Annotated in this window: 29 protein-coding genes and 1 tRNA gene; 21 read left to right on the plus strand and 9 right to left on the minus strand. The window is 68.0% G+C overall.

All coding sequences use genetic code 11. The features are described 5' to 3' along the window. The first annotated feature begins 146 nt into the window (after window positions 1-146). From AVR91_RS24720 to AVR91_RS24735, 4 genes are read left to right on the plus strand one after another with little or no spacing between them, the layout of a single operon-like run. Complete coding sequence (locus tag AVR91_RS24720) at window positions 147-1,280, plus strand: sensor histidine kinase (RefSeq protein ID WP_063274303.1); 1,134 nt, start codon at window positions 147-149, stop codon at window positions 1,278-1,280. Continuing rightward, window positions 1,271-1,915 carry a response regulator gene (locus AVR91_RS24725; RefSeq protein WP_063274302.1) on the plus strand — a complete coding sequence of 215 codons (645 nt, stop codon included), beginning with the start codon at window positions 1,271-1,273 and terminating at the stop codon, window positions 1,913-1,915. Before AVR91_RS24720 ends, AVR91_RS24725 begins: the two co-directional genes overlap by 10 nt. 43 nt (window positions 1,916-1,958) lie before the next feature. Then, the gene (locus tag AVR91_RS24730) at window positions 1,959-2,249 is read left to right on the plus strand and encodes an ArsR/SmtB family transcription factor (protein ID WP_063274301.1); all 291 of its coding nucleotides are present in this window, start codon (window positions 1,959-1,961) and stop codon (window positions 2,247-2,249) included. Continuing rightward, window positions 2,246-2,635: a VOC family protein gene (locus AVR91_RS24735; RefSeq protein WP_063274300.1), complete on the plus strand. Its 390-nt coding sequence runs from the start codon at window positions 2,246-2,248 to the stop codon at window positions 2,633-2,635. The genes AVR91_RS24730 and AVR91_RS24735 overlap by 4 nt, the downstream gene beginning before the upstream one ends. Window positions 2,636-2,695: 60 nt before the next feature. On the opposite strand, the gene AVR91_RS24740 is transcribed toward AVR91_RS24735, so the two are convergent. Both AVR91_RS24740 and AVR91_RS43190 read right to left on the minus strand, forming a co-directional pair. Continuing rightward, window positions 2,696-3,076: a VOC family protein gene (locus tag AVR91_RS24740; RefSeq protein WP_063276942.1), complete on the minus strand. Its 381-nt coding sequence runs from the start codon at window positions 3,074-3,076 to the stop codon at window positions 2,696-2,698. A 47-nt stretch (window positions 3,077-3,123) separates the two neighbouring features. Beyond that, the gene (locus tag AVR91_RS43190) at window positions 3,124-3,267 is read right to left on the minus strand and encodes a hypothetical protein (RefSeq protein ID WP_157376262.1); all 144 of its coding nucleotides are present in this window, start codon (window positions 3,265-3,267) and stop codon (window positions 3,124-3,126) included. A gap of 96 nt (window positions 3,268-3,363) precedes the next feature. Here AVR91_RS43190 and AVR91_RS24745 point away from each other — a divergent pair, with 96 nt between their 5' ends. From AVR91_RS24745 to AVR91_RS24770, 7 genes are all read left to right on the plus strand, one after another. Further along, on the plus strand, window positions 3,364-4,002 hold the full coding sequence (locus AVR91_RS24745; RefSeq protein WP_063276943.1) for a TetR/AcrR family transcriptional regulator: 639 nt from the start codon (window positions 3,364-3,366) through the stop codon (window positions 4,000-4,002). A 40-nt stretch (window positions 4,003-4,042) separates the two neighbouring features. Next, a complete protein-coding gene (locus AVR91_RS43870) occupies window positions 4,043-4,687 on the plus strand; it encodes a hypothetical protein (protein WP_228709325.1) in 645 nt (214 codons plus the stop codon). A gap of 53 nt (window positions 4,688-4,740) precedes the next feature. After that, complete coding sequence (locus AVR91_RS43875; RefSeq protein ID WP_228709327.1) at window positions 4,741-5,256, plus strand: DUF4241 domain-containing protein; 516 nt, start codon at window positions 4,741-4,743, stop codon at window positions 5,254-5,256. A 16-nt stretch (window positions 5,257-5,272) separates the two neighbouring features. Further along, window positions 5,273-5,695 (plus strand): PPOX class F420-dependent oxidoreductase, encoded by a 423-nt coding sequence (locus AVR91_RS24755; RefSeq protein ID WP_063276944.1) that lies wholly within the window; start codon window positions 5,273-5,275, stop codon window positions 5,693-5,695. A gap of 84 nt (window positions 5,696-5,779) precedes the next feature. After that, window positions 5,780-6,346 carry a dihydrofolate reductase family protein gene (locus AVR91_RS24760; RefSeq protein WP_063276945.1) on the plus strand — a complete coding sequence of 189 codons (567 nt, stop codon included), beginning with the start codon at window positions 5,780-5,782 and terminating at the stop codon, window positions 6,344-6,346. 96 nt (window positions 6,347-6,442) lie between these two features. After that, complete coding sequence (locus tag AVR91_RS24765; protein ID WP_063276946.1) at window positions 6,443-6,814, plus strand: hypothetical protein; 372 nt, start codon at window positions 6,443-6,445, stop codon at window positions 6,812-6,814. Between the two features lie 60 nt (window positions 6,815-6,874). Beyond that, complete coding sequence (locus AVR91_RS24770) at window positions 6,875-7,633, plus strand: class I SAM-dependent DNA methyltransferase (protein ID WP_063276947.1); 759 nt, start codon at window positions 6,875-6,877, stop codon at window positions 7,631-7,633. Here AVR91_RS24770 and AVR91_RS24775 read toward each other — a convergent pair. The 3 genes from AVR91_RS24775 to AVR91_RS24785 all read right to left on the minus strand — a co-directional run bounded on the left by AVR91_RS24775 (window position 7,584) and on the right by AVR91_RS24785 (window position 9,728). Beyond that, a complete protein-coding gene (locus tag AVR91_RS24775) occupies window positions 7,584-8,984 on the minus strand; it encodes an MFS transporter (protein WP_063276948.1) in 1,401 nt (466 codons plus the stop codon). The genes AVR91_RS24770 and AVR91_RS24775 overlap by 50 nt on opposite strands. Further along, a complete protein-coding gene (locus tag AVR91_RS24780) occupies window positions 8,981-9,553 on the minus strand; it encodes a TetR/AcrR family transcriptional regulator (RefSeq protein WP_228709328.1) in 573 nt (190 codons plus the stop codon). The genes AVR91_RS24775 and AVR91_RS24780 overlap by 4 nt, the downstream gene beginning before the upstream one ends. A gap of 93 nt (window positions 9,554-9,646) precedes the next feature. After that, window positions 9,647-9,728, minus strand: a tRNA-Tyr gene (locus AVR91_RS24785). 119 nt (window positions 9,729-9,847) lie between these two features. On the opposite strand from AVR91_RS24785, the gene AVR91_RS24790 reads away from it, so the two are divergent. Next, window positions 9,848-10,339: a YajQ family cyclic di-GMP-binding protein gene (locus AVR91_RS24790; protein ID WP_016331028.1), complete on the plus strand. Its 492-nt coding sequence runs from the start codon at window positions 9,848-9,850 to the stop codon at window positions 10,337-10,339. Between the two features lie 49 nt (window positions 10,340-10,388). Here AVR91_RS24790 and AVR91_RS24795 read toward each other — a convergent pair whose 3' ends face one another. After that, complete coding sequence (locus AVR91_RS24795) at window positions 10,389-11,063, minus strand: hypothetical protein (protein ID WP_063276950.1); 675 nt, start codon at window positions 11,061-11,063, stop codon at window positions 10,389-10,391. A gap of 184 nt (window positions 11,064-11,247) precedes the next feature. Here AVR91_RS24795 and AVR91_RS24800 point away from each other — a divergent pair, with 184 nt between their 5' ends. Together AVR91_RS24800 and rfbA are read left to right on the plus strand one after the other, a co-directional pair. Further along, on the plus strand, window positions 11,248-12,396 hold the full coding sequence (locus tag AVR91_RS24800) for a sialidase family protein (RefSeq protein WP_016331026.1): 1,149 nt from the start codon (window positions 11,248-11,250) through the stop codon (window positions 12,394-12,396). A 52-nt stretch (window positions 12,397-12,448) separates the two neighbouring features. Continuing rightward, window positions 12,449-13,330, plus strand: coding sequence for a glucose-1-phosphate thymidylyltransferase RfbA (rfbA, locus tag AVR91_RS24805; RefSeq protein WP_063276951.1), 882 nt, complete (start codon window positions 12,449-12,451; stop codon window positions 13,328-13,330). On the opposite strand, the gene AVR91_RS24810 is transcribed toward rfbA, so the two are convergent. The 3 genes from AVR91_RS24810 to htpX form a co-directional block, all read right to left on the minus strand. Continuing rightward, window positions 13,320-14,636, minus strand: coding sequence for an NtaA/DmoA family FMN-dependent monooxygenase (locus AVR91_RS24810; protein ID WP_063276952.1), 1,317 nt, complete (start codon window positions 14,634-14,636; stop codon window positions 13,320-13,322). The two genes, rfbA and AVR91_RS24810, sit on opposite strands and share 11 nt — an antisense overlap. A 3-nt stretch (window positions 14,637-14,639) precedes the next feature. Then, entirely contained in the window at window positions 14,640-15,710 is a 1,071-nt protein-coding gene (locus tag AVR91_RS24815) for an LLM class flavin-dependent oxidoreductase (RefSeq protein WP_063276953.1), read from the minus strand. A gap of 246 nt (window positions 15,711-15,956) precedes the next feature. Next, window positions 15,957-16,823, minus strand: coding sequence for a zinc metalloprotease HtpX (gene htpX, locus AVR91_RS24820; RefSeq protein ID WP_063276954.1), 867 nt, complete (start codon window positions 16,821-16,823; stop codon window positions 15,957-15,959). Between the two features lie 134 nt (window positions 16,824-16,957). On the opposite strand from htpX, the gene AVR91_RS24825 reads away from it, so the two are divergent. From AVR91_RS24825 to AVR91_RS24855, 7 genes are all read left to right on the plus strand, one after another. After that, window positions 16,958-17,926 carry a YncE family protein gene (locus tag AVR91_RS24825; protein ID WP_063276985.1) on the plus strand — a complete coding sequence of 323 codons (969 nt, stop codon included), beginning with the start codon at window positions 16,958-16,960 and terminating at the stop codon, window positions 17,924-17,926. A gap of 24 nt (window positions 17,927-17,950) precedes the next feature. Then, a complete protein-coding gene (locus AVR91_RS24830; protein ID WP_063276955.1) occupies window positions 17,951-19,138 on the plus strand; it encodes a BtrH N-terminal domain-containing protein in 1,188 nt (395 codons plus the stop codon). A gap of 9 nt (window positions 19,139-19,147) precedes the next feature. After that, window positions 19,148-19,663: an acyl-CoA thioesterase gene (locus tag AVR91_RS24835; protein ID WP_063276956.1), complete on the plus strand. Its 516-nt coding sequence runs from the start codon at window positions 19,148-19,150 to the stop codon at window positions 19,661-19,663. A 134-nt stretch (window positions 19,664-19,797) separates the two neighbouring features. Then, on the plus strand, window positions 19,798-21,723 hold the full coding sequence (locus AVR91_RS24840; protein ID WP_063276957.1) for a S8 family serine peptidase: 1,926 nt from the start codon (window positions 19,798-19,800) through the stop codon (window positions 21,721-21,723). A 502-nt stretch (window positions 21,724-22,225) separates the two neighbouring features. Further along, on the plus strand, window positions 22,226-23,461 hold the full coding sequence (locus AVR91_RS24845; protein ID WP_063276958.1) for a class I SAM-dependent methyltransferase: 1,236 nt from the start codon (window positions 22,226-22,228) through the stop codon (window positions 23,459-23,461). After that, a complete protein-coding gene (locus AVR91_RS24850; RefSeq protein ID WP_016331016.1) occupies window positions 23,458-24,249 on the plus strand; it encodes a sugar phosphate nucleotidyltransferase in 792 nt (263 codons plus the stop codon). Before AVR91_RS24845 ends, AVR91_RS24850 begins: the two co-directional genes overlap by 4 nt. Beyond that, window positions 24,246-24,899 carry a PIG-L deacetylase family protein gene (locus AVR91_RS24855; RefSeq protein ID WP_063276986.1) on the plus strand — a complete coding sequence of 218 codons (654 nt, stop codon included), beginning with the start codon at window positions 24,246-24,248 and terminating at the stop codon, window positions 24,897-24,899. Before AVR91_RS24850 ends, AVR91_RS24855 begins: the two co-directional genes overlap by 4 nt. Window positions 24,900-24,902: the final 3 nt, after the last annotated feature.

The following is a 24,902-nucleotide window of genomic DNA, read 5'->3' on the forward strand; positions in this document are numbered from 1 at the left end:
TTTCGTGGTCGTCTGCGGATGTCAACGAACGTACGAATCGCCCGGGTTCCGCACACTGTGGTGAAGCGGCACAAATCACTGCGGTAAACCGCAGTACCGATCTCCGGCTACCCCGCTAACCTGGCGTTATGCCTGTTCCGGCAGCGATGCGCCGCTATCTGCGCAAAGCACTCCGCGGCACACTCGGCTTGGCGATCGGCGCCATGACCGCTGTCGCGGAGGCCTTCTACGTGCTCTTCGGCACGCTCGCGCTCACGGTTCCCGCGCTGCGGCAGCCGGTCTTCGCCGGTGCGCGCGTACTGTCCGAAGTGGAACGGCGACGGCTGGAGAAGTACTTCGGCGAAGAGAACGCCACGAACTACACCGATCGCCGTGCGATGGCCTATCTCGTCCCGCGGTCCGTCATCGGGCTGCTCTGCGCCGCGATCTTCATCCTGATCCTGCTGGGCGCCGGATCCGCGGTGATCATCGCCGCTCAGCTCTTCGAGGGTCAGTCGCCCGGCGGAGGAGCACCGGCCGACTGGTACGACCCGGTCACCACCGTCCTTTTCGGCGGGTTGCTTGTTTTCCTTTCCTTGCAAGGGCTGATCGGAGCCGCGACGCTGGACGCCAGGCTGGCGAAGCGCTTTTTCGGCCCCAGCAAAAGCGAACAGTTGCGCCGGCGGCTCTCCGAACTCACGACCAGCCGGGCGGAAGTGGTCGAGGCGGTCAACGGTGAGCGCCGCCGGATCGAACGTGACCTGCACGACGGCGTCCAGCAGCGGCTCGTCGCGCTCGGGATGCTGCTCGGCCGGGCGCGTCGCGCGACCGACCCGGAGCACGCGTCGGAACTGCTCCGGCAAGCACACGAGGAATCACAACGAGCACTCGTGGATCTACGGGAGGTCTCGTGGCGGGTGTATCCGATCGCGCTGGACGCGGACGGGCTGCATCCCGCGTTGGAGGCGCTCGCGGAACGCTCGGGCATCCCGGTCCACCTGCGGGTCGACCTGGCGGAACGGCCACCGGCGGCGATCGAGACCGTCGTCTACTTCGTCGCTTCCGAGGCGGTCACCAATACGATCAAGCACGCCGCGGCGACGCGGATCGACATCGAAGTGGAGCGGGACGGGGACAGGGTGCGGGTACGGATCACCGATGACGGCACGGGCGGGGCGCGTGAGTCGGGCGGCGGGCTTTCCGGCCTCGCGATGCGCGTCGCGGCGGCGGACGGACGATTCACCGTGGACAGTCCGCTCGGCGGCCCGACCGTGGTGACCGCGGTGCTGCCGTGCGAGTGATCCTCGCGGAGGACTCGACCCTCCTGCGCGAAGGGCTGGTCCGACTGCTGGTCGAAGAGGGACACGAGGTCGTGGCGTCGGTCGGCGACGGTGACGCGCTCCTCTCGACGACGGCCGCCTACCGGCCGGACGTGATCGTCACGGACGTCCGGATGCCGCCGACCCACACCGACGAGGGGCTTCGCGCGGCGCTCGAGATCCGGAAACGCTGGCCGGAGATCGGGGTGCTGGTGCTCTCGCAGTACGTCGAAAAGCGCTACGCCGCCGAGCTGATCACCGGCGACGGTGAACGCGTCGGCTATCTCCTGAAGGACAGGGTCGCCCAGGTGGGCGAATTCCTGGACGCGCTCGACCGGGTGGCCGCGGGCGGTGCGGCGTTCGATCCGGAGGTGGTGCGGCGGCTGCTCGCGCGGACCACGCACACCGATCCGCTCGCGAAACTGACCGTCCGCGAACGTGAAGTGCTGGAGAAAATGGCGCAGGGCCACACGAACCCTGGGATCGCCGAGTCGTTGTTCATCTCGCTGAGCGCTGTCGAAAAGCACGTGAACGCCCTCTTCGACAAGCTCGAACTGGCCAACACCGCCGGGTACAGCCGTCGCGTCCTGGCCATCCTGCGCTACCTCGGGTCCTGACCCCGAGTTGACAGGCAAGTGACGGCTTGCCTATAACTGGGTCGTGGACGGCGACCTGTTCAAGGCGATCGGCGACGCGACGCGACGCACCATCCTGGACGAGCTGACCGAAAAGGACGGTCAGACCCTGTTCGAGATCTGCGGCAGGCTGACCATGAAGCATGGCTTGACCTCGTCACGGCAGGCCATCTCGCAGCATCTCGCGATGCTCGAACAAGCAGGCCTGGTGCGCACCCGGCGACAGGGCCGCTACAAGTTCCACCACATCGACACGGGCCCGCTGCGGTCGATCGTCGAGCGGTGGCCCATCGACCGAGAGGAACCGAACCCGTGATCCGGATCAACATCACCAGCGTCTTCGTCGACGACCAGGCCAAGGCCCTCGACTTCTACACCGGAAAACTGGGCTTCATCAAGAAAACCGACGTGCCCGCCGGAGACGCCCGCTGGCTCACCGTGGTCTCGCCTGCCAACCCCGACGGCGTCGAACTGCTACTGGAACCGGACGGTCACCCCGCGGCGAAGCCGTTCAAGAAGGCACTGGCCGACGACGGCATCCCGTTCACCCAATTCGCGGTCGACGACGTGTACGCCGAGGCCGAACGGCTCAAGGGGCTCGGCGTCGAGTTCACCCAGGACCCCGTCGACATGGGACCCGTGGTCACCGCGGTCTTCGACGACACCTGCGGCAACCTGATCCAGCTCGCCACGATGAAATAGACCCGGCGAGGCAAAGCGGGGCTTGGTCCACTGTGGACCAAGCCCCGCTTTGACCTTTCCCTACCGCTGCACCCATTCCACGAGCTCCACGGGCACACCGTTCGGGTCGGTGACCATGAAGAGACGCTCTCCCCACGGTTCTTCCCGCAGCGGCAACGTGATCTCGACACCTTCGTCGCGCAGGCGCTTCTCCTCGGCCTCGAGGTCCTCGACCGTGAAGGCCACGATCACGCCGGACGCGCGCTGCTGCCGCAGGTTCTCCGGCAAGACCTCGATCCCCGCCTGAAGCAGGACGATGCTCACCTTCGCGGTTTCGTGCCCGAGGGAGACGAAACCCTCCGCGGCCATCTGCTCAGTGAAGCCGAAGTGCTCGGTGAAGAAACGGCTGGACGCGGCGACGTCGTCGACGGTCAGCGAGATGGTGGAGGCAAGGACGTTCATGGGCTATCCCCTTCGGTCGGCGATGAGTTTTCGGATGAGCTGAGCGGTCAGTACGACCGGCGGCGCGGGACGCCGATCGAGCGGCGCACCGGCATCGAGCGGCCGGGGAACGGCTGCTGCTGACGGCGGTCGTTCCGGCGGACCTGGGCGCGGTTGGTGCCTTCGTTGCCTTGGGGGATTCGAGCGGTCAAGGAGCCTCTTCTCTCGCGTTCGGTAGTACGGACGTAAGTTTACACTCGAACTACCTGAAGTCAAGGATATTTTTACGACGGTGGTAAACTTCGCTCATGACCAGCGCGGATGTGGGCCTTCGGGAGCTCAAGAAGCAGGAGACACGGCAGCTGATCTCCGACCAGGCGACGCTCCTCTTCATCGAGAAGGGCTTCGAGGAGACGACGATCGCCGAGATCGCCGCTGCGGCGAGAGTCGCGAAGAAGACCGTCACCAACTACTTCGCGCGCAAAGAGGACCTGGCGCTCGACCAGCACGAGGAGTTCACGAACGGGCTGGCGAACGCCGTCCGCGACCGGAAGCCGGGTGAGTCGGCGCTGGCCGCGCTACGGCGCACCTTCCTGGACGCGGTCGCGGAGCACTCCCCTGTGATCGGTTTCACCGGGCCGGTCTTCGCGAAAATGGTGCTGGAGAGCCCGACTCTGACCGCGCGGCTGCGTGAACTGCACGAACTGCGCGAAGCGGCGCTCGCCGAACTTCTCGCGACCGAGACCGGAGCCGACTCGGACGACGTCACCCCGGTCATGGCCGCCGCCGAGCTCAACGCGATCGACCGCGTCCTCTTTCGCGAGGTCCTCCGGCGTTCCCACGCCGGCGAGAGCAACGACGAGATCGCCGAAGCACTGACGAAGGCGACTCAGCGGGCCTTCGAGCTGCTGGAGCCGGCTTTCGGCGACTACGCGATCCGCGACTAGCCCCTGGGATTTGTCGGGGGTAACCGCTAGGTTTCGCTCCATGTCTGAGGGGACCTTGCTCGACGTCGTCTACTGCGAAGGCTGGGACCCGGTCGCCCGCGCGCTGATCGGACGGTTCTCCCCCGGCACCGCGCGGGAACGTGACGCCGCCGGAGAGCAGTACGCCGTCGCGTTGGTGCGTCCCGGCACCGAAGTGCCGCAAATGCTCATCGAAATCGCTTGGAAGCACCACTTCGCCCGCTCCGCGCACTTCGACGAGCGGAGCAGGCGCCGCGGGTTGTTCGAGTTCCGTGTGCTCGAAGACGGCGCACTGTTCCTCGTGAGGGTCGATCAGTGGACCTACCATTTCGACGACCAGGAGGAGTTCGACGAACAGAACGCCGGCCGGGTCGAGCTGTCCTTCGGCCCCGAAGGTGAAGGCTGGGTGCACAAGGCTCCTCGTGGCTACGGCGGCGGTGCCAGCAGCGGCCGCGTGCGAAAGCCGGTGTCGGAGCTGAGGATGCCGAAGCCCGCCTTCGGCGATTGGGAACCTTTCACGAATACGAAGCAGCTGACCCTCCGGACGCCGGAGACCCCGGTCACCGATCCACCGCTTCCCGCCGAAGAACGCCCTTGGCGGCCCTCTGTTCCCTTGTGCCCCTTCGGTATCGACGAAATGTTCACGGCGGGCACGCGCTTTCCCTGAGCGACGGCCATGGCGTCGGCGAGATCGAGCTTCGGGATGCCGGCAAACTCCGCATGCCCAGCGGCAGGCTCGTCGCGGCGGATCCGGCCTTCCTGGATTCGGACGCCGCGCACTTCACGGTCACCGTGCCTCCCGGCGAGTACCAGGTGGCCATCTCGGCGATCCGGTTCGTCGACGAACCGGCCCACGAACGGGTCGTGGCCGCCAAACTCGTCGTGGCCGACGTCCCCGTCGCCACCTGGGAAGCGGCGCTCTGGCCTGGGCAGAACGCGCTTTTCCTCGGTGACGGGGAGTTCTACGGCTACGGCGTGGACAGCGGCACCGGCTGCTTCACCGACGCCGACGCACTCCCCGAGGAGATGGACGACGACCTCCTGGAGAAATTCGAGGAGGTCGACCCGCATATCGACGTCACCCCGGACGGAGCCGGCGGCAATATCATCGCGTTCACCACCGGCTGGGGAGACGGCAGCTATCCGACCTGGATCGGCCGGGCGGCCGACGGCACGCCGGTCTGCTTCGTCACCGACATGCTGATCCTGAACCGTGCCCGGATTCTCGCGGCCTGAGGGGGATCATGGCGCCATGACCTTCACCGGAGAAGAGATCGCGTACCTGCGCTCGCAACCGTTGGCCCGCTTCGCGACCCTGGCGGAGGACGGTGAACAGCCGGACGTCGTCCCGCTGGCGTTCGAGTTCGACGGAACGCATTTCTGGGTGGGCGGTGCGGGCGCGTCGGTGCTCGCCACCCGGAAGTTCCGCAATATCCAAGCGGGACAACGCAAAGTCGCATTGCTCGTCGACGACCTCGTCTCGCTCGACCCGTTCATCGCCCGCGGTGTCCGGATCTACGGGGAGGCTGCCGACCCGATCGAACGGATGGGGATCGTCGGCCCGGGCATCTACTCGCGCGTGACGCCGAAGGTGTCGTGGAGCTGGAACATGGCGGGCGAACCCGCGGGAGAGGCTTGGTATCCGTCGCGGCGAGCGGTTCACGGTGACACGTAGAACTCGCGGAAGACGACAGATCCGACGGCGGGCGGTTCGGTCATCGTTCCGTTCTTGTCGGTGGCCGGCGGTACCGTCAGGTCCATGCGGAAGCTGATCGTCACCGAGAACTGCACGATCGACGGCGTGATCGAGCTGGCGGGCGACTGGTTCAGCCCGGGCGACACCGATCCGGACGTGGACCAGTCCGACGTTCTGGCCACGCTCCGGGAACAACGTGAGAATGCCGACGCGTTCCTGCTCGGACGCGTCACCTTCGAGGACATGCGCGGGTACTGGCCGCACCAAACCGAAGACACGACAGGCATTTCGGCTTACCTCGACACAGTGAACAAGTACGTCGTCTCGAGCACGCTCACGGAGCCGGAGTGGGAGAACACCACGGTGCTCTCCGGCGGGCTGCGCTCGGAGATCGAGAATCTGAAGGCCGCCGAAGGCAAGGACATCGTGACCACCGGCAGCATCTCGCTGGTGCGATCGCTCATCGCCGAGGGGCTCGTCGACGAGTACCGGCTGTTCGTCTATCCCGTCGTGGTCGGCGAGGGCCGTCGGCTGTTCGACGGCGCCACCGGTGTCCCGAAGCTTCGGCTGGTGGAGGAGAAGGCGTTCGCTTCGGGCGTCGTGCTGCTGCGCTACCGCGCGGCGAACTGACGCTTCACCGGGTCGTGCGGCGGGAATTCCCTGCTCACCCGTCGCTCGGTAATGTCGTGCTCCGGTTCGGCGACGGGAGAACGGCGGAGGTGGCGCATGGTCGACGCGTCGAAGTTCACGGCCGCGGTGTTCCGTCGCGCGGCGGAACGGCCCGACGTTCCGCCGCGGCTGGCCCGGGCGGCGACCTGCGTCCGGGAAGGCAAATTCACTTGGGAGGAGGTCGCGACAGGGAATTGCGAGCACCCGCTCGCGCAGGCGCTGTTCGCGCCCAGAGCCCAGGAGAAGCTGTGGCCGTTGCTGGCCGAGGTCGCCGCGGAGCTCGAATCGGAGCCTCCACCGGCGGAACCCCGGCGCGCGCGACGACCGCCGACGACGGACGACGACTTCAGCGAGTACACCTACCTCGAAGACCTGGCCGAACCGAATACGCGTCCCGCATGGCCGCAAAGGCGGGGTCGCGGCCGGTGAGCGTCCCACGTGAGAAAACCGGATGAGAAGCGCACGGTCCCGCGCGTAGCGTCGGCGACCGTGATCAGTGAGACGGACACAGGAGACGAGGCTTCGGACGGCTGGTTCCCCGAGAGCGTGGCCGCGAACTACGACGATCCGGGCGGGGCGAACGCGCCCGAAGTGGTGACGCCCGCGGTGGACGTCCTCGAAGATCTGGCCGACGGCCCGGTGCTCGAGTTCGCCGTCGGGACCGGACGGATCGCGATCCCGCTGGCCGCGCGTGGCGTGCCGGTGAGCGGCATCGAACTGAGCCGCGCGATGGCCGCGCGGATCGAGGGCAAGCCGGGCGGTGACGCGGTCGACGTCACGATCGGAGACATGACCGAAACGCGGGTGGACGGCGAATTCTCGTTGGTCTTCCTGGTGTTCAACACGATCGGCAACGTGACCACCCAGGACGGGCAGGTCGACGTCTTCCGGAACGCGGCGGCGCATCTGCGGCCGGGCGGGCTGTTCCTCGTCGAGGTCGGCCTGCCCGCGCTGCGCCGCCTGCCGCCCGGGCAGGACATCGTCCCGTTCGCGATGGCGCCCGGTTACGTCGGATTCGACCAGTACGACGTGGTCACGCAGGAGTTCACGTCGAACCACGTCACCGTGACACCGAATGGACAGGGGCGGTTCCACCGCATCCCCTTCCGGTACGTCTGGCCTGCCGAACTGGACCTCATGGCCCGCATCGCCGGGATGCGCCTGAAGTACCGCTGGGCGGACTGGGACCGATCGGAGTTCACCGCCGAGAGCACCAAACACGTGTCGGTCTGGGAGCGCGATTCGTGACGATGACGACCGCGCTGACGGCGAGCAGCGGCAATGCCCACAGCGTCGTCGTGAGGTAGCCGTTCCGGGCGGGGAGCAACGTTCCGTCCGGAGTGGCAGCGGCGAGGAGAAGGCCGGCGAGACCGCTGCCGACGGCCATCCCGATGCTGCGGGCGATCTGGTTGATCGAGAGCACGCTGGCCGTTTCCCCTTGGGGCACACCGGCGAGGACGAGCTTCGGCATCACCGCGAAGACACCTCCGACGGCGAAACCGAGCAGGGCGATCGCGACGAGGACGAGAAGGAACGACCGGTTGCCGACGGCGAACAGCAGGGCGCTCGCCACGGCGATCACGACCGAGAACGCGTACGTCCACCGTTCGGTGAGGCGTGCGATGAGCCGCGGGATCGCTTTTCCCGCAACGAATCCGAGCAGTGAGAACGGGATCAGCGCCGCACCCGCGGCGACTCCAGGAAGCGCGAAGCCGTACTGGGCGCCGGCGGGCGTCTGCACATAACGGGTGAACAAGCTGAACAGCAGGTACAAACCCGCTCCGGCCACGAGAATCGCCAGGTTCGCACGGAGGATGGCGCTCTGGCCGAGCAACCGAAGGTTCACCAGTGGCGCCGTCGTGCGGAGCTCGACGAACGCCCACCCGACCAGGACCGCGGCGGAACCGGCGAGAACACCGGCGCCCAGCCACGCGGTCGTCCAGATCGACGGCTCGGCGATGACCAGGAGGAGCCCGAGCGTGCCGAGAGCGAGAAGCAGCGTGCCGGGGACATCGATCCGAGGAAACTCGCCGGGCGCTTCGGCGGGAAGGAACCGCCAAGCGATGACGAATGCGACAGCGGACAGGAGGAAGCCGAATCCATAGGCGACACGTAATCCCGCGAGCTGGTCGAGCAGGCTGACCACCGGGTAGCCGACGCCGATACCGACCGTCGACGCGACCGAAAGCGCGGCGATCGTCGATGTCGCGCGCTCAGGCGGCAGGTGTGTGCGGGCGACGCTCATCAACAGCGCCCCGGCCGCGACCCCGAGCCCTTGGAGGCCGCGGCCGATCAACAGCGCCGCGTACGGCAGCGGGAGCACGGTCAGCAACCCGCCCGTCACGACCAGGCCCAGGGTGACCAGGATCGTCGCGCGGCGGTACGGGCCGCTGCCGAGCCTGCCCAGCACCGGACCCGCGATCGCACCGCTGAACAGCGTGACAGTCAAGGTCCACTGCGCGGCGTCCAGCGAGACGTGCATACCCGTGGCGACCGGAGTGATCAGGGGCGCCCCGACGCTGCCGATCACCGCGCCGGCCAGCGCCGTGCACACCAGCGCGGGGCTCAGCCGTCCGTCGTGCCGGACCGGGACACTCATCGGTTCGTCTCGGTGGTGATGTGGGTGAACAGCCCAGGCTGGATCCGGGTGCGGACGCCCTCGGCCCACACGGCGTCGACCTGCTCGACGTCCATCGCGGCACCGGTGTTCAGCAACATCCCGAAGGCGAGGAAGGTCTTCACGGTCACCGGGTCGAGTCCGGTGCCGTCCTCGGCCGTGCCCCACATCCGCGCGAAACACGACCGCACCGCGTCCCGCACCTCCGGATCGCCACACGCGGCGAAGCCCTGGAGCTGCAACAACAACCCGGTCCGGTCGGCCAGCAGGTCGTAGTACTGCGCGCCCATCGCCGAGAGCGCGGCCAGGCCGGTCTTCCCGTCGCCCGCGTCTCGCATCGCGTCGCTGAGCCGCTCGAACGCGGCCTGGACCAGCTCCAGGAACAGGGCCTTCTTCGTCCCGAACATCCGGAAGACGTACGCCTGCGTGATCCCCGCCGTCTTCGCGATCGCTTCCGTCGACGCCCCGTGCAGCCCGTGTTCCGCGAACTCCTGCGCGGCGATGGCCAGCACCTGGGCACGTCGTTCGGGTCCACTCATCCGTCCAGCCATCCCTCTAAGTTACTGGTTACTAACCACTAACTAAAGGTGGGCGACGCAACAAACAAAGCGGCCCCGTGACTGGGTCACGAGGCCGCTCTGGTGTGGCGAGTGAGGGATTCGAACCCCCGAAGGCAGTGCCGTCTGATTTACAGTCAGATCCCTTTGGCCGCTCGGGCAACTCGCCGTGGCCGGGTGTCCCCGGCCGAGACGAAAGAATACCCAATGCCGTGGCGGGCCGGTCAACCGGGTTCCGCAGGGCTAGGGTGGAAGCTCCTGACAAGCGAGTACGAGGTGTGAGAACACGTGGCGGATCCCTCTTTCGACGTGGTGAGCAAGGTCGATCGCCAGGAGGTGGACAACGCCCTGAACCAGGCCAGCAAGGAACTCGGTACACGGTTCGACTTCCGGGGTACCGGGACCAAGATCGACTGGTCCGGCGAGGAGGCGATCGCGATCGAGTCCGAGACCGAGGAGCGGGCGCTGGCGGCGGTCGAGGTGTTCAAGGAGAAGCTGATCAAGCGCGGCATCTCCCTGAAGGCCTTCGAGGCGGGCGAGCCGGCGCTGTCCGGCAAGATCTACAAGATCGGCGGCAAGATCCTGCAGGGGATCGCGTCGGACAAGGCGAAGCAGATCGCCAAGTTCATCCGTGACGAAGGCCCCAAGGGCGTCCAGGCGCAGATCCAGGGCGACCAGCTGCGGGTGTCCGGCAAGAAGAAGGACCAGCTGCAGGACGTGATCGCCTTGCTGAAGGGCAAGGACTTCGAGATCGCGCTGCAGTTCACGAACTACCGCTGAGCACGGCGACGACGAGGCCACCTTCGGCGGAAGGTGGCCTTCGTCATGTCTAGGACGCGGTGACCGTCCAGGTCCCGTCGCCTTCCACCGACACGAAGGCCGGACCGGTCACGGGCACGCTGCCCTTGTAGTCGCCGAGCTGGTTCACGGGGAGTTCCGAGTAGTCGCCGCTGTGCACCCACACCGCCGTGCGGCCGCTGTTCTTGGTGGTGACGGCGACCGACGAAACGCCATCGGGCGCGGCGAAGACCGCTTCGCTCTTGCCGGACAGGGGCTTGCCCGGCGTGAGCACGGGCAAACCGCTTTCGTCGGTGATGGTCAGCGTCCAGGCGGCGTTGGCCTTGACGGTGAACGTCTTCGCCTGACGGCCGGGCATGTCGTTGATCCACTGCGTGCCCTTGTACGGGCCGATGTCGTTGACGATCAGCTCGTTCTCCGTGTTGACCGCGACGTGCCCGGAACACTTCGGACAGTCGAAGGTCACAAAGCCGATGCGCGACGGCCAGGTCATCGGGACCGACGCGTTCCCCTTCCCCGAATGTTTCTCCTCCGGCTGCGGGCCGGGCTTCGGGGTGGTGGTCGGTGTGGGGGTCGTCGATGGCGAGCGCAGCCCTTCCGGAGCGGCCGCCCGCGGGACGACGCGGCCCAGAGCCGACGGTGAGCAGGCCACCAGGCCCGCGGTCAGCAGCACGGCACTCGCGGCCGCGCACAAGCGCCTGATCACGTGTTTCCCCCTAGTCGAACCCGTCATCCGATCTTCGCCCGCCGATAGCCCAGCGTTACCGGTCCACCCGGCCGAGCGATTCAGGCCACTCGGACGTGGGTTTCCGCCGCAACGCCTTCTCGGGAGCCCGAAAGGGACAAAAGCCCGTGTTGTAATCCGGCGATCGCGTTCGAGGAAGGTCACGATGAGACGCCGTTCCAGCTCCGCACTCGCCTTCGCGCTGTCACTCACGGTGATCGCGTCCCTGTTCACGTCCGCGCAGGCCGCGGAGCGCCAACAGCTCGTGCCCGGCTACGGCTCGTACCCGCGGCTCATCCGGCTGGAGCATTCCTCGATCGGCCGCGGCCGCATCCTCGCGTCGCTGACCAGCGAAGACGCGAGCGGCAAGTTCACCCCGATCATGGAGAGCACCGACGAGGGCCAGACCTTCCACAAGATCGGCGAGGTCCGCGACCGCGACGGTCGCCGCGGCATGTGCTGCGGAACGCTGTACGAACTGCCGCAGCGGGTCGGCAGGCTTCGCGCGGGCACCCTGCTGTGGGCCGCGAGCTACCGGCAGGACGCCGGTCCGCAACGGCGGATCGGCATCAGGATCTGGTACAGCCGCGACGCCGGCCGCTCGTGGGCCTTCCTGTCCGAGGCCGCCCGTTCGCACAACCACGACGGCATCTGGGAGCCGGAGTTCGTCGTCGACGCGGGTGGCACGCTGTGGCTGCACTACGCCGACGAGACCGAGGCGCCGCAGTTCGCGCAGGTGATGAACCGGGTCGCCTCCACCGACGGGGTGAACTGGGGCACCAAACAGCGCACGATGGCCATCCCGCCGCATCGGGTGCGGCCCGGGATGCCGATCATCCGCCGCCTCCCCGACGGCCGGTACTACCTGGCCTACGAGATCTGCAACTACCGCGACCGCTACTGCGACCCGTACTTCAAGATCTCCTCCGACGGGGCCAACTGGGGCGATCCCCTCGATCCCGGCACGCGCGTCACCACCGCCAGCGGCAACTACTTCCAGCACGCGCAGACGATCACGCTGTTCCCCGGCGGGCCGAACGGGGTGCGGCTGGTGATGGTCGGGCAGATCTACACCAACGCCGCCGGCGTCCCGCAGCCCAAGAACGGCCAGGTCCTGCTGGCCAACGACAACTTCGGCGCCGGGCACTGGTACGAGCTGCCCGCGCCCGTGCACATCGTCGGGATCCACAACAACTTCTGCCCCAACTACAGCTCGACGCTGCTGCCGGTCGACGGCGGCAAGAACGTGTTGCAGATCTCCACCGAATACAACCTCGGCTGCAAGGCGTATTTCGCGAAGGGTCCGGCGTTCTGAGCACCCGGTAGTGTGAGGTCCCGAGCGATCGGTTACGAAGCGGGGGCATCGCATGAAGGGCATCGTGCTGGCCGGGGGCAGTGGGACGCGTCTGCATCCCATCACCCAGGCGATATCGAAACAACTGCTACCGGTCTACGACAAACCGATGATCTACTACCCGATCTCGGTGCTGATGTTCGCCGGGATCCGGGAGATTCTGATCATCTCGACCCCCGTCGACCTGCCGCATTTCCGGCGGCTGCTCGGCGACGGCAGCCAGTTCGGGCTCAGCTTCGGCTACGCCGAGCAGGCCGCCCCGAACGGGCTGGCCGAGGCGTTCGTCATCGGCGCGGACTTCGTCGGCGACGACGACGTCGCGCTCGTGCTCGGTGACAACATCTTCTACGGCCAGGGGTTCTCCAGCAGGCTGCAGGCCGCGGCGACCGCGCTCGACGGCTGCGTGCTGTTCGGCTACCCGGTCAAGGACCCGCAGCGGTACGGCGTCGGGGAGATCGACGCCGACGGCAAGCTCCTTTCCATCGAGGAGAAGCCCGCGAAGCCGAAGTCGAACAAGGCCATCACCGGCCTGTACTTCTACGACAACCAGGTCGTCGAGATCGCCCGTGACCTCAAGCCCTCCCCGCGCGGCGAGCTGGAGATCACGGACGTCAACCTCACCTACCTGCGGCAGGACCGCGCGACCCTGATCGACCTCGGCCGCGGGTTCGCGTGGCTCGACACCGGAACGCACGACTCGCTGCTGGAGGCGGGCCAGTTCGTGCAGGTCCTCGAACACCGGACGGGTGTCCGGATCGCCTGCCTCGAAGAAGTCGCGCTGCGTATGGGCTTCATCGACGCGGAGCAATGCTTCGCGCTCGGGGCGAAGCTGGCGAAGTCCGGCTACGGCGAATATCTGATGAACGTCGCGCGCACCCAGGGTGCTACCGGCTGAACAGGTGTTCCCGCAGGGTGTCGCCGGTGTAGTCGGTGCGGAAGACACCCCGCTCCTGAAGCTGCGGGACGACGTCGTCGACGAACGCGTCCAGCCCGCCCGGGGTCAGATGCGGCACCAGCACGAAGCCGTCGGCGGCGTCGCTCCGGACGTACTCGTCGATCGATTCCGCGACCTGCCGGGCGGTGCCGACGAACTGCTGGCGCGCGGTCACCTCGATGACCAGTTCGCGGATGGAGAGCTTCTTCTCCTCCGCGATCGCCCGCCATTTCGCGGCCACGGCCAGCGGATCCTTCTCGTGCCGGACCCGGCCCCAGGTCAGCGGTTCGGCGTCGGGGTCCGGGTCGATCTCGGGGAGCGGGCCGTCGGCGTCGTAGGCGGAGAGGTCGCGGCTCCAGACCTGTTCGAGGAACTGGATCGCGGTCGCCGGGCGCACCTGCTGATAGCGGATCTCGCGGGCCTGATCATGCGCGTCCTCCTCGGTGTCGCCGAGGACGAAGGTCGCGGCGGGCATGATCAGCAGCTCGCCGGGCTCGCGGCCGTAGGCGGGCAGCCGTCGCTTGACGTCGGCGAAGAACTCCTTGCCGCTCTCCAGTGAACCGTGGCGGCTGAAGATGACGTCGGCGGTCTTCGCGGCGAACTCCCTGCCCTCGTCGGAATCCCCGGCTTGGATGACGATCGGCTGGCCCTGCGGGGTCCTCGGGACGGTGAACTCGCCGCGGATGTCGAACTGCGGTCCGCTGTGGACAAAGTGGCCGATGCCGCGGGCGAAGACGCCGTTCTCCTTGTCCCCCACCAGCGCGTCGGGCGCCCAGCTGTCCCACAGCTCACGCACGGTGGCGAGGAATTCCTCGGCGCGGCGATAGCGGTCTTCGCGTTTCAAGAAGCCGCCACGGCGGAAATTCTGGCCCGTCCACGCGTCCGGTGACGTGACGACGTTCCACGCGGCGCGGCCGCCGGAGAGGTGGTCGATGCTCGCGACCTGGCGCGCGACCTCGTACGGCTCGTTGAAGGTGGACGACAGCGTGCCCGCGAGGCCGAGCCGGGTGGTGACCGCGGAGAGCGCGGCCAGCACGGTGGTGGTGTTCGGCCGCCCGACGACGTCGGAGTCGAGGATCTTGCCCGCGTGTTCGCGCAGGCGCAGGCCCTCGGCGAGGAACAGGAAGTCGAATTTGCCCCGCTCGGCCGTGCGTGCGAGATGCTCGAAGGACGAAAAGTCGATTTGGCTACCCGAACGCGGGTCGCTCCACACGGTCGTGTTGTTGACGCCGGGGAAGTGCGCGGCGAGTTTGACCTGTTTGGGCATTTGTCACGCCTCCGCGTACTGGTTGGCGGCGACCCCGAGGCCGAGGTGGTCGCGCAGGGTGGCGCCGGTGTAGGACTGCCGGAACACGCCCGCGGCCTGGAGGGCGGGCACGGTCTCGGCGGTGAAGAGCGCCAGGTCGTCGGGCAGGAGCGCGGGGCGGAGGTGGAAGCCGTCGAGACCGTTGGACGCCGCGAGGCGGGGCAGCTCCGTGGCGAGGTCGGCGGGAGTTCCGGTGAAGCTCGGGCCCGGCGGGAAGGGCGCGTAGGTCTCCAGCGCCCGGCGGCGGTCGATGGCCGCCTGCTCGGTCTCGGCGAGCACGATCGACAGGCCGGCGAGGAGTTTCGCGTCCGGGAAGCGCTCGCGGGCGCCGCGGATCTCGTCGACCAGGACGACGTCGGCGCCGTGCGCGTACGGCGAGTCGCCGTACACCGCGACGACGGGGTGGCCCTGCGGCGGGCGCGGCGTGATCGAAGGTCCCTTGACGCTGAAGAAGCGGCCTTCGAAGTCGACGTAGTGCAGCTTCTCGCGGTCGATGAAGCGGCCGGTCGGCTCGTCGCGGATGATCGCGCCGTCCTCCCAGCTGTCCCAGAGCCGGGCGATGACGTCGATGACCTCGGCGTTCTCCGCTTCGGCGTCCACCTCGGACGGGAGGGTGCGCCTGCCGAAGTGCGCGACCTCGGCCTCGGTGCGCGAAGGGACCGCGAGGACGCCGGCGCGGCCGCGGCTCGCGAAGTCGAGCGAAGCGACGGCCGTCGAGATGTGGAACGGCTCGGTGTGCGTGGTGGTGACCGTGGGGACGAGGCCGATTCCACTGGTCACGGGGGCGATCGCGGCGAAGGTGAGGAGCGCGTCGAGCCGGCCTCGAACGACTTCCTCACCGCCGGGTTGGAGCGCGAGGGTGTCGTCGAGGGTGACGAAGTCGAGCGAAGCCGCTTCGGCGAGCTTCGCGTGGGCGAGGTAGTGGGCGGCGGTGAACAACGCGGACGGGCGGACGTCGGAGACCCGCCAGGCGGCCGGATGCTGCCCGGCCCCGTCGAGCGCGACCCCGAGGTGCAACTGCTGTGCGGAACCCATGCCCGGGGAACTCGCGCCCCTCGCCGACGATTCCCGCTCCCACGAGGTGAGATCCCCGGCCCGACCTGCGTTTAGCGGGCTAATCGCGATCCGGAGGGGGCGTCGTCTTTCGCGGGCTAATCGCGATCCGGGGGCCGACCTGCGTTTAGCGGGCTAAACGCGATCCGGAGGGCGCGTCGCCTTTCGCGGGCTAAACGCGATCCGGGGGCCCACCTGCGTTTCGCGGGCTAAACGCGATCCGGGAGGTCAGTAGGGGCGGCGCGCCATGGCTTCCAGGCGCCGGATGCGTTCGGCCATGGGCGGATGGGTCGAGAAGAGCTTCGAGAGGCCTTCGCCCGGACGGAACGGGTTCGCGATCATGAGGTGCGACTGCGAGACCAGTCTCGGCTCCGGCACGAGCGGCGCCGCGCGCGTCCCGCTGTCGAGTTTCCGCAGGGCGGACGCCAGCCCGAGCGGGTCGCCGGTGAGTTCCGCGCCCGACGCGTCGGCCTGGAACTCTCGCGAGCGGCTCACCCCGAGCTTCACGACGGCGGCCGCGATCGGCCCGATCAGCACCAGGAGCAGCCCGACGAGCGGGCTGTCACCGTCCTCGCGGTTGCCGCCGCCGAAGACGCTGGTGAACATCGCGATGTTGGCGATCACGCTGATCACGCTCGCCAGCGCGCCCGCGACGCACGAGATCAGGATGTCGCGGTTGTAGACATGGGACAGTTCGTGCCCGAGCACCGCCCTCAGTTCGCGTTCGTCGAGCAGGTCGAGGATGCCGGTGGTGCAGCACACCGCCGCGTGCCGGGGGCTGCGGCCGGTGGCGAAGGCGTTCGGGGCCACGGTGGGGCTGATGTAGAGCCGCGGCATCGGCTGCCGCGCCTTGGTCGCCAGCTCCCGCACGATCCGGTACATCGCCGGCTGCTCGGCCTCGGACACCGGCCGCGCGCGCATGGCCCGCAGCGCCAGCTTGTCGGAGTTGAAGTAGGCGTACGCGTTGACGCCGAGCGCCACCACCAGGCCGATGACCAGCGCGCCCCGGCCGAAGAAACCGCTGATCCCGACGATGAGCGCGGACAGCAGGCCGAGCAGGACGACGGTCTTCAGGCCGTTCTGGTGCTTGTGCACGGCGTCCTGCTCCTTTCCTTCTCAGGGGTGGGGGTTACTCATCGGAAACAACGCGATCGGGGGACGCGAAGTTCCTTCGCGTGCTCGGATCGCGGGTTATCGTCGAAGGCCGGAACGATCATCGGGAGGCGCCTGTGCGAGGACCCGAACTGAGCCGCCGAGCCCTGCTCACGCTGGCCGCGGCCGGCGCCTCCGCGGTCGCCTTCGCGCCGGCCGCGAGAGCCGAGAAAGTCCTTCTCGTCGAGGTCGGGGGCGCCCCGGAGGCGGTCGCGGTGAATTCCGTCACCGGTTTCGCCTACCTCTCGGACCCGTCCACCGGCACGATCGTCGTCCTCGACTCGCGGTCCGGCACGGTCGGTGACGTGATCCCGGTCGGCGGCGAGCCCGCCGGGCTGGCCGTGGACACGGTGACCAACCGGGTCTTCGTGGCGAATCCGCCCGCCGGGACCGTCCTGGTCCTGGACGGGCGGACCAACGACGTCGTCAGCGTGGTGCCCGCCGGGCCCGGCGCGTCCAGTGTCGACGTCGACGAGCAGGCGAACCGCATCTATGCGGTCAGCGACCTCACCGGGACACTCGCCGTCATCGACGGGGTGGGCTGCCGCCTGCTGGACCTGGTCCCGGGCCCGACGCGGGGGTTGTCGTCGACGGCGGTCGACAGCGGACGCAAGCTCGCGTACTGCACCAGCACGGCCACCGACTCACTGGAGGTCTTCGACATCGGCGCCGGCCGGTTCACCGGCGGGATACCGGTCGGCAAGTCACCCACCGGCGTCGCCGTGCACAGCGCGTCCGGCACGGTGTTCGTCGCGAATTCGGCCATCCATCACCTGTCCATCGTGGACACTGGCGAACGCAAGGAAAAGGCGACGGTGCTGCTGCGCTCGGAGTCTTCGGCGCTCGCGGTCCACGAAGGATCGAACACCGTTTACGCCAACGGCGGCCCCAACGGCATCGCCAGGATCGACGGCAGGACGAGCCTGCTCACCGGTGACCTGTCACTCGGCGTGAACCCCGGCGCCGTCGCGATCGACCAGCGCACCAGGACGGTGTACGTGACGGATCCCTTACGCGGCAGGGTTTCCCTGATCAGGGACTTCTGACGCCGAACCGGGCATGATGGCGGGGTGAGCGAGTACGCATTGCGTGGCGGGCTGCAACCCGACGTCTCGGCGGTCACCGCCGTCCTGACCCATCACGGGGTCGAAGGGCCGGACGGCCAGGCGCCCAGCGAGGCGCTGGTCTTCGCCGCGTCCGGCGGGATCGGGGCGGGCTACATCCTGTGGGACTTCGCCCACGAGACGATGTCGACGATCGTGTTCGGCTTCCGCGCGCGCTGGCAGTATCCGCAAGAATGGCTCAAGTCCACAGTGGACCGCCTCGGGCTCGCCGTCGACATCCACACCACCGGCGGCAAACGTGCCGCCGCGAAACGGCTCTCCGCGAATCTCGAAGCCGGACGGCCGTCGATCGTCCTCCCCGACCGCGAGTCGCTCGGCTACTGGCGGCTGCCACCGGAGATGTCCGGCGGTGGCGGCCATTTCGTCGTCGCGTACGGCGAAGAGGACGGCCGGGTGCTGGCCGACGACCGGAACCTCGCCCGGCTGACGGTCGACCGGAAGACGTTCGACACCGCGCGGGGCCGGGTCGGCTCGTACAAGAACCTGCTCGCGACGATCGAGCCCGGCGAGGTCCCCGACTGGCGGGCGGCCGTGCGCGGCGGGCTGACGGACTGCGCGCGGAACCTTTCGGAGCCGTCGAAGTCGTTCTCGCTGCCCGCCTGGGGGCGGTGGGCGAAGGCGATGACCGACGAACGTGACCCGAAGGGCTGGCCGCGCGCGTTCGGTGAGCGGCGCGGGCTCGTCGGGGCGCTGTTCAACGTGTGGGAGAGCGTCACCCCGGCCGGGATGGAGGGCGGGCATCTGCGCGGGCTGTTCGCCGACGCGCTCACCGAGGCGGCCGCCCTGCTCGAACTGCCGGCGCTGTCCGAACAGGCGTCGACCTGGCGCGGGATCGCCGAGCGCTGGGCGGAGCTGGCCGAGGTGGCCGTTCCCGCGTCCAACGCCGAATTCGCCTGGATGCGCGGGCTCATCAGCGCGGTTTCCGCGGGTGTCCGCGAGGGTGACGCGGGGCAGGAGGCCGCCGCTGCCGCCGGTGAGGAGATGTGGAAACTGCGCGCGCATTACAACGACGAAACGCCGTTCACCGACGTCGAAGCCCGTGAGCTTTTCGGCACGATGGGCACCCTGCTCCGGGACATCCACACCGCCGAGACCGAAGCGATCCGCGAACTCTCCGAAGCCCTGATGGAGTGAACCGCGCCGGTGTCCGTTGCGCCGCGCGGCCGGAACACCACGCGATCGTTCAAGATCCACTTCGTGCACGCACATCCGCTGGGGACGACCAGTGCGCGTCCCGCTCCCGAGATCCACCTTCACCGCCATCGCCTGCGTGTCGCCGACCTGGACCATCTCGGTCACGTCGGGAATGTGCGGTTGCTCGACTACTTCCAGGAAGCACAGGTCGCGATGCTCGACCCGCGGCGGGAGCACCTCTTCCAGGCCAAGGGACCGGCGTATCTCATCGCGAAGCACAACGTCAGCTACCTGCGCAGGCTGACCTTCCGCGACAGCCCGGTCGAGGTGGAGACCGTGGTCGGCCGGATCGGGACCTGCGACGTCGTGGTGAACAGCAGGCTGCGCGACGAACGGGCCGTCTACGCGCGTTGCCGCACCATCTGGGTCGCGTGTGTCCTGCCCGAAGGCAGCACGCGAAGACTCGGCGACGAGGAACGCGAACGGTTGACACGGTTCAGCGGGGCGATCGACGAGAGCTCCTGAATCAGTTTTTAACCGTTTATGCTCCATTTCCCGCATCGCCGGAAAACGGCTGGGCCGTTCAGCGGCTGATCATCGCACTTTTCGGCCGGTACCTTCGGAAGACCTCTCCCCTGCAGAGCTCCCGGAGGTATTTCATGCCACGGTCGAAGTCTGTCCGCTTTCTCGCGCCCTTGGTCGGCGCGATGCTACTGACGAGCGGGGTGGCCGTCGCCGCCCCGGCCGCCGAAGATCCCCAATTCATCCGCCTGGCCAGCAGGACCTTCGATCCGCTCAGCCAGCGCACGGCCGCGAGCCAGGACTGGAAGGGTGCCTACCTGCTCCAGGTCCGGGGCGCGCTGACCGACGAACAGCGTGGGCGATTGCGTTCGCTCGGCGTGCGGATCGGGACCTATATTCCCGATTTCGCCTATGTGGTGCGGCTGAAGCAGGAGAACCGTGAATCGGTCGCGAAATTGAATTTCGTCCGCTGGCTCGGCGAATACCGGGCGGACGACAAGGTGGAGATCTCACTGGCCGCGACGAGCGGCTACCTGGTGACGCTGGTCGAAGCGGACGCGCGGGATCAGCGCGCGGTGGCCGAGCGGATCCTGCGGCTCGGCGGCAACATCGAGGCGATCTCGCAGAGCGGGCAGCACATCGTGGCGAAGCTCGGCCCCGGCCAGGCCGCCACTGTGGCGCAGGGGGCCGAGGTGCTCGCGGTCGGCGCGATCACCGCGCCCGAGACCGACATGGCCAACGCCAGGGAAAGCAGCGGCGCGAACTACATCGAAAGTGTCGGCGGGTACCGCGGACAGGGCGTGCGCGGCGAGGTGATGGACGGCGGGCTGCGCGTCACGCACCAGGAGTTCAAGGCGCGGCCGACGGTGATGCACGGGTCGAACTCCACCAGCACCAGCCACGGGACGTCCACGTACGGCCAGATCTTCGCGTCGGGGGTGAGCGCGCCGCAGCGGGGGCTGCTGCCCGAGGCGCAGGGCATCTTCGCCACCTACAACAAGCCGGACCGCTATGCCCACACCAAGGAATTGGTCGACCCGGCGGGCAAGTACCGCGCGGTGTTCCAGAGCAACAGCTGGGGTGGCGGGCTGACCACGGCGTACAACTCGGTCTCCGCCGAGCTCGACAAGATCGTCTTCGATCACGACCTGCTGATCTGCCAGTCGCAGAGCAACGCGGGCACCCAGCAGTCGCGGCCGCAGGCCTGGTCGAAGAACGTGCTTTCGGTGGGCGGGCAGTACCACTACAACACGCTGGGCCGCACCGACGACAAGTGGAACGGCGGCGCCAGCATCGGCCCGGCCGCCGACGGCCGGATCAAACCGGAGCTGTCGAACTACTACGACCGGATCGACACCACGTCGTCCGGCAGTGACACGTCGTACACGACGTCGTTCGGCGGCACGAGCGGCGCGACCCCGATCACCTGCGGAAACGCCGGGCTGCTGTTCCAGATGTGGGCCGACGGCGTGTTCGACGGCGGCCCCGGCAAGGGGCGCGACGTCTTCGCGAGCCGCCCGCACGCCGCGACCGCGAAGGCACTGCTGATCAACGGGGCCGACCAGTTCGCGTTCAGCGGCACCTCGCACGACATGACCCGGACGCATCAGGGCTGGGGCACCGCGAACGTGCGGTACCTGCACGAACAGGCCAAGGCGAACGGGTGGAAGCTTCCGGTGCTGGTGAACGAGACCGACCTGCTGGGCACCGGGCAGTCGAAGAAGTACACGGTCGCGGTGAACGGGACCAAGCAGTTCAAGGCTACGCTGGCCTACACCGACCCGGCGGGCTCGCCGAGCGCGTCGGTCGCCAGGGTCAACGACCTGACGCTGAAGGTCACCGCGCCGAACGGGACCGTCTACTACGGCAACAACGGGCTGAAGGCGGGCAACTTCTCGACCGCGGGCGGGTCGCCGAACACCGTCGACACGGTGGAGAACGTCATCCTCGAGAAGCCGGCCGCCGGTACGTGGACGGTGGAGGTCGTGGCGACCCAGGTGAACGCCGACGGTCACCCGGAGACGTCGGCGACCGATGCGGACTACGCGCTGGTGGTTTCCTGACGGCGTGACGGACGGATCGCGTTTAGCCCGCTAAACGCGAAGTGGCCGGTGAGGTGGGTTCCGTGAAGCGCGTGAAGGCCCCCTTCCCTCGGCTGAGTCGAGGGAAGGGGCCTTCACGCGCGTCTGGGCCTGGGCGACCTCGCCGGATCGCGTTTAGCGGGCTAAACGCGATCCGGGCCGGGGGCGCGTGGCGACCGAGTGTCGCGAAAGCCACTTTCGGGACATCAGACGTCGCGAAAGTGGCTTTCGCGACGTCTGTGGCCTGGCGAGTCGCGTTTAGCGGGCTAAACGCGATCCGGTGGGGGCGGGCGAGTCGCGATTAGCCCGCGGAACGCGATCCGGCGGGGTTGCCCGCGCCCGGATGGCGGAGACGTCTGCGCCGATGGCCGAGACGCCAGGTTTCGGTTATGAGACGGAAGCGTGAGACCCCTGGAAGGCATGTAACGAGGCGACCCGAGGTGCCGACGTCTGGGATACGTGACGCGAGCCAAGGAGCCTCTCGATGACCACCTGCCGACTCTGCGGCTCGGCCCATCTCGCCAGTGTCGTCGACCTCGGGGCGACGCCGCCGTGCGAACGATTCCTGACCGCGGAACAGCTGCAGGAACCGGAGCCGACGTACCCCCTGCACCTGCGGGTCTGCACCGAATGCTGGCTCGCCCAGATCCCCCCGCTGATCACCCCGGAAGAGACTTTCACCGAATACGCGTACTTCTCGTCGTATTCCGCCTCCTGGGTCGAACACGCCAAGACGTTCGTCGACGGCGCCGTCGAGCGGCTGGGGCTCGACGAGTCCTCGTTCGTCGTCGAGGTCGCCAGCAACGACGGTTATCTCCTCAAACACGTTGTGGCACAGCGGATCCGTTGTCTCGGCGTGGAACCTTCGGTGAACGTGGGCCAAGCCGCGCGTGACGCCGGGGTGCCGACGAAGACCGCCTTCCTCGGTCCCGAAAGCGGACGTGAGGTCCGCGACGAGCACGGTCCCGCCGACCTCGTCGTGGCGAACAACGTTTACGCGCACATTCCGGACATCATCGGTTTCACGCACGGGCTCCGCGCCCTGGTCGCCGACGACGGCTGGGTCAGCATCGAGGTCCAGCATCTGCTGACGCTGATCCAGGAGAACCAGTACGACACGATCTACCACGAGCACTTCCAGTACTACACGGTGGAATCCGCGCGCCGGGCCCTCGCGCGCGGCGGATTGTCCGTTGTGGACGTCGAGCTCCTGCCCACCCACGGCGGTTCGATCCGGCTGTGGGCGCGCCCGGACGCCGTCGCCGGCGAGCCGAGCGAGCGGATGATGCAGGTCTTGGACGCCGAAAAGGCGGCCGGGCTGCACGAAATGTCCGGCTACACCGAATTCTCCGAGCGGGTCACCAAGGTCCGGCTCGAGCTGAACAAGTTCCTCACCGACGCGGCGCTCGAAGGCAAGACCGTCGTCGGTTACGGCGCCCCGGGCAAGGGCAACACGCTGCTGAACCACTGCGGCATCCGCCCGGACGTGCTGCGGTACACCGTCGACCGCAACCCGTACAAGCACGGCCGGTTCACCCCCGGCACCCGGATCCCGATCCTGCCGCCGGAGCGCATCGAAGCGGACCGGCCCGATTACGTGCTCGTCCTTCCGTGGAACCTCCGGAAGGAACTGACCGCCCAATTGTCCTTTGTGGACGAATGGGGCGGGAAACTGGTCTTCCCCATCCCGCACCTGGAAATCGTCGAGGTGAAGTCGTGAAGGTAGTCCTCTTCTGCGGCGGCTACGGCATGCGGATGCGCAACGGTGACGCGTCCGACGTGCCCAAGCCGATGGCCATGGTCGGCCCCAGACCCCTGATCTGGCACGTGATGCGGTACTACGCGCATTTCGGGCACACCGAGTTCATCCTCTGTCTCGGCTACGGCGCGCACCACATCAAGGAGTTCTTCCTCAACTACCAGGAGACCACCTCCAACGATTTCGTCCTGCGGAACGGCAAGGCGGAGCTGCTGTCGACCGACATCGCGGACTGGTCGATCACCTTCGTGCAGACCGGTCTCGAATCGGCCATCGGCGAGCGGCTGCGCCGGGTGCGCCCGTACCTCGAGGGCGACGAGATGTTCCTCGCCAACTACGCCGACGTCCTCACCGACGCGCCCTTGCCGGAAATGATCGAGCGGTTCACGGAATCCGACGCCGGCGCCTCGATGATGGTCGTGCCGCCGCAGTCGTCGTTCCACTGCGTCGAAATGGGCGAGGACGGCCGCATCGGCGCGCTGACCCCGGTCAGCGAGATGCCGCTGTGGGAGAACGGCGGGTACTTCGTGCTGCGCCAGGAGATCTTCGACCACATCCCCGAGGGCGGCGACCTGGTGGCCGACGGCTGCGGCGAGCTCGCCAAACGGGGCAAGCTGCTCGCGTACCCGTACCGCGGGTTCTGGAAGCCGACCGACACCGTCAAGGAACGCGTCCAGCTGGACGACGCGTACGCGCACGGAGACCGTCCGTGGGCACGCTGGGAACGCGAAGCGGCGAGCACGGCGTGATCGAGCTCGGCACCGGCGGCGTCCAGCGGATCGTCGCGCTCGGCGCGCACTGTGACGACATCGCCATCGGCGCGGGCGGCACGCTGCTGACGATCTGCGCCGCCAACCCGGGTGTCCGGGTGGACGCCCTCGTCCTTTCCGGCGGCGGCACCGAACGGGAGACCGAGGAACGCGCCGCGCTCGCGGCCTTCTGCCCGGGCGCCGACGTCGAGGTCACCGTGCTGAAGCTGCCCGACGGCCGGCTCCCCGCCCATTGGGAAGAGGCCAAGAACGGGCTGGAGGAGCTGCGCCGCCGCACCGACCCGGACCTCGTCCTCTCCCCGCGCACGGCGGACGCGCATCAGGACCACCGCGGCCTGGCGAAGCTGGTGCCGACGGTGTTCCGCACCCATCTCCAGCTGGAGTACGAGATCGTGAAATGGGACGGCGACCTCGGCAAACCCACCGCGTACGTCCCGCTTTCCCCCGAGCTCGCCGAGGAAAAGGTCCGGCTGCTTCAGGAGCATTACGCCTCCCAGCGGCACCGGCCCTGGTACGACCGGGAAGCCTTCCTCGGCCTCGCCCGCATTCGCGGCATCGAATGCGGGCAGCGCTATGCCGAGGCCTTCGACCTCAAGAAACTGACGCTCGACCTCACTCCGAAAGGCTGAAAG

Source organism: Amycolatopsis keratiniphila subsp. keratiniphila, from assembly GCF_001620365.2.
Classification (GTDB): Bacteria; Actinomycetota; Actinomycetes; order Mycobacteriales; family Pseudonocardiaceae; genus Amycolatopsis; species Amycolatopsis keratiniphila.